This is a genomic window from Alphaproteobacteria bacterium SS10 (assembly GCA_019192455.1).
Lineage (GTDB): Bacteria > Pseudomonadota > Alphaproteobacteria > TMED2 > TMED2 > TMED2.
The window spans coordinates 1-6,297 of sequence record JAHCML010000013.1 but is presented as its reverse complement, the minus strand read 5'-3'; the positions used below and the strand labels follow the sequence as shown (position 1 = coordinate 6,297).

At 58.0% G+C, this 6,297-nt stretch carries 6 protein-coding genes; 3 read left to right on the top strand and 3 right to left on the bottom strand.

Annotated features, from left to right (window positions below):
• Positions 1-3: 3 nt before the first annotated feature.
• From KI792_14555 to folK, 3 genes are all read right to left on the bottom strand, one after another.
• The gene (locus tag KI792_14555) at positions 4-1,380 is read right to left on the bottom strand and encodes a bifunctional (p)ppGpp synthetase/guanosine-3',5'-bis(diphosphate) 3'-pyrophosphohydrolase (protein ID MBV6634244.1); all 1,377 of its coding nucleotides are present in this window, start codon (positions 1,378-1,380) and stop codon (positions 4-6) included.
• A gap of 54 nt (positions 1,381-1,434) precedes the next feature.
• Positions 1,435-1,830: a DNA-directed RNA polymerase subunit omega gene (gene rpoZ, locus KI792_14550; GenBank protein MBV6634243.1), complete on the bottom strand. Its 396-nt coding sequence runs from the start codon at positions 1,828-1,830 to the stop codon at positions 1,435-1,437.
• Between the two features lie 118 nt (positions 1,831-1,948).
• Positions 1,949-2,446: a 2-amino-4-hydroxy-6-hydroxymethyldihydropteridine diphosphokinase gene (gene folK / locus KI792_14545; protein MBV6634242.1), complete on the bottom strand. Its 498-nt coding sequence runs from the start codon at positions 2,444-2,446 to the stop codon at positions 1,949-1,951.
• Positions 2,447-2,617: 171 nt separating this feature from the next.
• Between folK and KI792_14540 the strand changes: the two genes are divergently transcribed.
• The 3 genes from KI792_14540 to KI792_14530 form a co-directional block, all read left to right on the top strand.
• Entirely contained in the window at positions 2,618-3,217 is a 600-nt protein-coding gene (locus KI792_14540) for an NYN domain-containing protein (GenBank protein MBV6634241.1), read from the top strand.
• A 34-nt stretch (positions 3,218-3,251) separates the two neighbouring features.
• Entirely contained in the window at positions 3,252-3,896 is a 645-nt protein-coding gene (locus tag KI792_14535) for a uracil-DNA glycosylase (GenBank protein MBV6634240.1), read from the top strand.
• Between the two features lie 125 nt (positions 3,897-4,021).
• A partial coding sequence (locus tag KI792_14530) for a hypothetical protein (protein MBV6634239.1) occupies positions 4,022-6,297 on the top strand: 2,276 nt, incomplete at its 3' end.

Genomic DNA, 6,297 nt, shown 5'->3' with positions numbered 1-6,297 from the left:
CAATCAGATTGAGGTTAAATCCTTTGTCTCTGAGTGCTTTTTCGAGGTCTGGATCTCAACCTGATCGCCATTGTTCAACGTGGTGTCGAGTGGGACCAGACGGCCATTTACCTTGGCCCCGACACAGGTGTCACCGATGTCAGAGTGGACCGCATAGGCGAAGTCGACGGTGGTCGAACCGCTAGGCAGCGCGATCACATCACCGCGCGGCGAGAAACAGAAGACCTGATCCTGGTAGAGGTCGAGCTTGGTATGCTCGAGGAACTCTTCCGGCCGTTGGGCGTTATCAAGGATGTCGAGGAAGTCGCGCAGCCATTTCAGCTTTGGCGCGTCCTCACCTGGTGCGCCCTGCTTGTACGCCCAGTGGGCGGCAACGCCGAGTTCGGCGCTCTCATGCATATCCTTGGTGCGGATTTGAATTTCAATCCGCTGCCGCTCTGGGCCGATAACCGTGGTGTGCAGGCTGCGATAACCGTTCGGTTTTGGCGTTGAGATGTAATCTTTGAACCTACCGGGGACGAGCGGATAGGCACCGTGGATGATGCCCAAAACCTGATAACAGGTACCGATATCGGGCGCCAAAATCCGAAACGCCATGATGTCAGAGAGCTGTTCAAAAGCCACATTCTGGCGCTGCATCTTCCGCCAGATCGAATATGGCGTTTTCTCACGGCCATAGATTTCGACGTCGATCTCGTCCGCGTTAATTGTGTCTTTGAGCTCTGTGACGATGCGATCGACGAGGCTACTACCTTCCTTACGAAGGTATTCAAGCCGGGTCAGGATACTGTCGCGCGCCTCTGGAACCAGTTGGGAGAAGGATAGGTCTTCCAACTCCTCCTTCATTTTGGCAACGCCAATACGCTCCGCTAGCGGTGCGTAGATTTCCAGGGTCTCACGGGCGATCCGGCGGCGCTTCTCCTCCTTCGGGATGAAGTGGATGGTGCGCATGTTGTGCAGGCGGTCGGCCAGTTTGACCAATAACACCCGGATATCCTCGGACATGGCGAGGACAAGCTTGCGGAAATTCTCAGCCTGTTTGGATTGGTCAGAGTTCAGCTTTATCTGGCTAAGCTTGGTAACCCCCTCAACCAGGTTGGCCACCTCCTGACCGAAGAGGGTGACGATCTCCTCTTCCGTCGCATCGGTGTCTTCCACCGTGTCATGCAACAGCGCGGTGATGATTGAGGCACCATCCAAGCGCAGGCTGGTTAGGATGCCCGCCACTTCCAGCGGGTGGGTGAAGTATGGGTCACCCGAGGCGCGGGTTTGCGACCCGTGCGCCTTCATCGAGAAGACATAAGCGCGGTTTAGCGCGTCTTCATCCACATGGGGGTCGTAGGCTTTTACGCGCTCGACAAGCTCATACTGGCGGATCATCCGCGCCCCCGGTCAGTTCCGGTAGGCCACAGGCTTTGCATTTGCAGCTGTGTCTTACTTGTCTTCAATCGCATCCTGGTCGTCTTCGAACCGATAGGCGCCCATGGCCGGTTGAATGGCAGCAGTTGAGATACCGGTAGGCTCTTGGCCTTCCTCAACACCTTCTTCTGGTTGCGCTGCCTCAAGCAGAACCTCGGCGGCTGGTGCCATTGGCTCTGGCTCGGCGGTGACACGCTGATGGCTGGTGATCAGGGCTTCACGAAGCGCCTCATGCTCCAACTTGTCTTCAGCGATCTCACGCAGGGCGACCACTGGGTTTTTGTCGTTGTCACGCTCGATATGCAGTGGGGTGCCACCACCGATTTCACGTGCACGCTGGGAGGCCAGCATGACGAGATCAAAACGGTTTGGAACCTTCTCGACGCAATCTTCAACGGTAACGCGTGCCATGTCTTACAAATCCTCAGCCTAAAAGCAGTCGCGGAAGCCCTATAAATAGGCGCCGCAGATGAATTTTGCACCTGCGAGATGCACGCGGTTCAAACCGCGAACACAGAAACTCTCAATATCAGGATAGGGGCACCGTATCGCCCGGCGCCGCAGGGGGCAAGGCCTGAAGCAGCATGGCTGCTGTTTTTCCAAGGCGGGGGTGCTGCCAATTGGGATCAATATCGCTAATCGGCTGCAGAACAAACCGTCGTTCATGCAGCCTTGGATGCGGCAGGATAAGGCCCGGCCCTTCCTGAATCTCGGCATCAAAAGCGAGCAAATCCAGATCAACGATGCGCGCGGCATTCACCACCGTCCGCTGACGACCCAGCTGTTGTTCAATCCCATGCAGGGTCGCCAGCAAGGAGTCTGATGTCCCCTCAAACGAGACTTCAACCACACCGTTCACAAAATTGGGCTGATCGCTAACCGGAACCGGATGGGTTTCATACCAATTGGACCGTCGCAGGATCTTGATGCCGGCCTGCCCCATCGCGGTACAGGCGGCCTCAATGACCGCCAGCGGTGGGCCAATATCCGGGTGGGGCAAATTACTGCCAAGCGCCACCAGTTTCATAAGCGTCGATATCCAAAATGTGATGAGGTCCTAACAACTTAAAGGACCATATCCAGATCATCAGGGAGCCTGACCGGTTACGCTTGCCGTTCCGGCTTACCCCCTGCTATCACCCGACATAGCCAGACGGCAACCGGCTGGCTTAACCCTATTTCTATAAAGGCATTTTTAATGATCATTTATAAACAAGAGCGCCTGGCGATGTTTATCGACGGCGCCAATCTTTACCACGCCGCGAAGAACCTCGATTTCGACATCGATTACAAATCACTGCTTCGCTGGGCGACCCAGCGTGGCCGGTTAATCCGCGCCTATTACTATACCGCGATTGATGAGGATCAGGAGTACTCCCCCCTCAAGCCACTGGTCGATTGGCTCGATTACAATGGCTACACCATGGTCACCAAGCGACCGAAAGAGTTCACGGATAGCGCCGGCCGCCGCAAAACCCGCGGCAACATGGATGTGGAACTGGCCGTCGATGTGATGGAGCTCGCGCCCCATCTAGATCATGTCATGCTGTTCTCTGGTGATGGTGACTTTGCCCCGCTTGTCGATGCCATTCAGCGCAAAGGCCTCCGGGTGACTGTGATCAGCACCACCCGCACCAACCCGCCCATGGTTGCGGATGAGCTTCGCCGCAAAGCCGACAACTTCTTTGACCTCTCGGATCTGGTTGAGGAGTTTGCCCGCGCAGATCGTGATGAACCACGCCGTCCCCGCCGCCGCCAGGATGAGGACGATGACTATGATGATGAGGATGACTACTAATCGGTCCGACCACTTACCGATTTAGCGTTGCCCCATGACCTTCATCCCTGCCCCACCGAGCGATTGCTCAGACTGCCCGCGCCTGTCCCAGTTCCTAGCCGACACGCGGGTTAAGCTGCCCGATTATCATAACGCGCCGGTGCCATCATTTGGCCCAACGGATGCAGAGTTGCTGATCGTAGGCCTCGCACCCGGCATGCATGGGGCCAATCAAACCGGACGTCCATTCACCGGCGATTATGCCGGTGACCTGCTCTACGCCACCCTCGGTAAGTTCGGGTTTGCCACGGGCACTTATGCCAAGCGTCCGGATGATGGCCTTCAGCTTACCGGTTGCCGGGTCACCAATGCGGTTCGTTGTGTGCCACCGCAGAACAAGCCAGAAACCAAAGAGATTGCCACCTGTCGGCCCTATCTGACTGGTGAGCTCGACCTACTGCCCAATCTGAAGGCGGTGCTGACCCTTGGGCTGATCGCCCATAAATCAACACTTGCCGCCATTGGCCTAAAGCAGAGCTATGTCCCCTTCACCCATGGCGGGAAGCATGAGGTGGGCAAGCCTTGGAAGCTGTTCGGCAGCTATCACTGCTCACGCTACAACACCAATACAGGACGTCTGACGACCGAGATGTTCGAGGCAGTGTTTCAGGGCATTCGCACCCATTTAGACCAAGCATAAATCGGCTTTATCCACACCGAATCGGGGTTATCCCCTGACGCGACTCGTATTTCGACTCGCCAGTCTGAATGCGCATATCTAGTGTTTATCTGATTATTGAGCACTAGATATGGTTAATTCGGGCGATGCAGATCCATCGATACTATGCCCTGTCCGGGCTTTCGGCACCGACCATGCGGTCGGTCGAGATCGACGCACCGGTATGGGACGATGCGGCGGGACACGGCGCCCCAACCCATGTCTCAGTTCCGGCGGACTGGCCCGATGAAGCGGCGCGCAACTTTGCCCGTGTAGCTTGCTATCCTGCCCGCCTCCCCCGTCACTTAAAGCCAATTGGCGCCACCAATGTGCCAGAGCCACTGTGGCGGCGCGGCGTCGATAAGCAGGCCTCAAAAGCAGCCGCAAGGCAGGACCGGTTTCAGTATGAGAATGATGCGGTGGCGGTGGCGGACCGTGTTTCCAACAGCCTCGCCTATTGGGGCTGGCGCCTCGGTTACTTTGACAGCGCGGGCGATGCCGAAACATTCCGCGATGAGCTATCAGCCCTTATCCTAAGCCGCCGCATAATCCCCGGCGCAAAGATGTGGGCGCGAATGGGCCTGCATTGGGCCTATGGGATCAACGAGGCGCCATCGCTTGGTGCGGGCCGTGACGGCTTCTCCCTCTCTGCTGACCAACAGCAGATCGACCGGATTACCAGCCTGGTTGAACGCCCCGATCTCTCTGACCTGAAGCCATCGGGCATTTCCCATGATCACGATGCCTTGGATGAGTTAGGCAACCGCGATTGGTTGGCCGCCACCCATGCTGTGGGGGCTGGTAAGCTATCCCGTGCCGCAAAGGCGCTTATGGACAGCCTATCTGGCGAGCCATCGGTCAACAGCATCGTTGAAGCCTTCTCCAAACCAGAGATTGCCAAGGCGGTGGCAGAAGCCCGTGATTCGGGCCTCACTGATCCCCTAATCATGCGGGCCGTGCAGCTGTATCTCGACGGTAGGCTGGATCGCTTTGGCGCCTGGATCGCCTCAATGACCGGCGTGGAGCCGGATGCCCCGGCACCTCTAACCATTGGCATCGGTGATGACGCGTTAGAGCGCGCCCTGCTGGTTGAGGCCGAGGGTCCAGCCATGACCACCGGCAGTGACGCCGATGCGCGTGGCCTGATGGACGCGCTTGAATGGCATGCCTGGACCAGTGGTCAGGCCAATGTGCGTTTTGAGGATACCGCCGAAGCCTGGCGCAATGGCGATTGCACCGATAGCGAGGCGCCGCGCCCACTGCTGACGGTGATGCCGGGCGCCTTCCTGCTTGATCCGGATAGCAGCGACGACACCATTGATTTTGACCTGCCTGGCTACGTCCACACCTGCCGATTAGCGGTCATTGCCTTGGACATTGCCGTTAGCCTACAGCACCACCCACTTGAAGCTGATGCCATCGCAACCCGTGATGGCCGGGCCATCGCACTGAATATCGGTCCCCTGGCCCCGATGCTTGAGCATCTAGAGCTGGATGTGGAAGACAGCGCGGCGCAGTCGCTCTGTGCTGGTATCGCCAGTGTGACCAGCGCGCTTGCCACCGGCTGTTCCGCCGAACTGGCCCAGAATTTGGGCGCCTGTCCTGCTGGCAGCACGGCCGAACCACGTATGCTCGCCGTATTGGAGAACCGGGCATTGGCAGCTGCCGGCCAAACCACCGGCTACCTAAACCTCGATATCCAACCACTGCCGTTTCAGATGCTGGATTGCCCACTGCCCAGCTTGGCAGAAGCGGTCGGCACCGCCTGGATTGATGCTCTCGCCATGGCCACCGATTGCGGGCAACGCAACCTCTCAACCGTCACCATGGTCGATATGGGTGAGATGACTGCAATGGCTGAAGGACGCCACGCCCTGGCCCTTGCCGGTGATGAGACCAGTGCCCTAGCCCAGATTGAGATGATGGCGGCCTGCCAGCCCTATCTCTCCATGCCGATTGATCAGACCATCGACCTACCCTTCGACACCGACCTGTCCAGCACCGGTGATTTGATCCTGAAGGGCTGGCGCCGTGGGCTATGGACCATGCGCTGCTATCGTGAGGCTGGCCCTGCCGGGCAGCCGTGGCGCCTGCCATTCGATATGCCGGAAGTGGCCGCAAACACGCCGCAAGCGGCCAACGCGAACGATGTTGACCAACGTCGCCGATCAATGCCCGGGCGCCGCAAGGGCTATACCCAGAAGGCCACCGTCGGTGGGCATAAGGTCTACCTTCGCACGGGTGAGTATGAGGATGGGCGTCTCGGCGAAATCTTCATCGATATGCATAAGGAGGGCGCAGCCTTCCGCTCACTGATGAATAACTTCGCCATCGCGGTGTCCATTGGCCTGCAATATGGCGTGCCGCTGGAAGAGTTTGTCGA

Bases quoted from the DNA above. Each gene is read 5' to 3' on its own strand.
- KI792_14555 (MBV6634244.1), bottom strand. From the start codon at position 1,380: ATGATCCGCCAGTATGAGCTTGTCGAGCGCGTAAAAGCCTACGACCCC.
- folK (MBV6634242.1), bottom strand. From the start codon at position 2,446: ATGAAACTGGTGGCGCTTGGCAGTAATTTGCCCCACCCGGATATTGGC.
- KI792_14540 (MBV6634241.1), top strand. From the start codon at position 2,618: ATGATCATTTATAAACAAGAGCGCCTGGCGATGTTTATCGACGGCGCC.
- rpoZ (MBV6634243.1), bottom strand. From the start codon at position 1,830: ATGGCACGCGTTACCGTTGAAGATTGCGTCGAGAAGGTTCCAAACCGT.
- KI792_14535 (MBV6634240.1), top strand. From the start codon at position 3,252: ATGACCTTCATCCCTGCCCCACCGAGCGATTGCTCAGACTGCCCGCGC.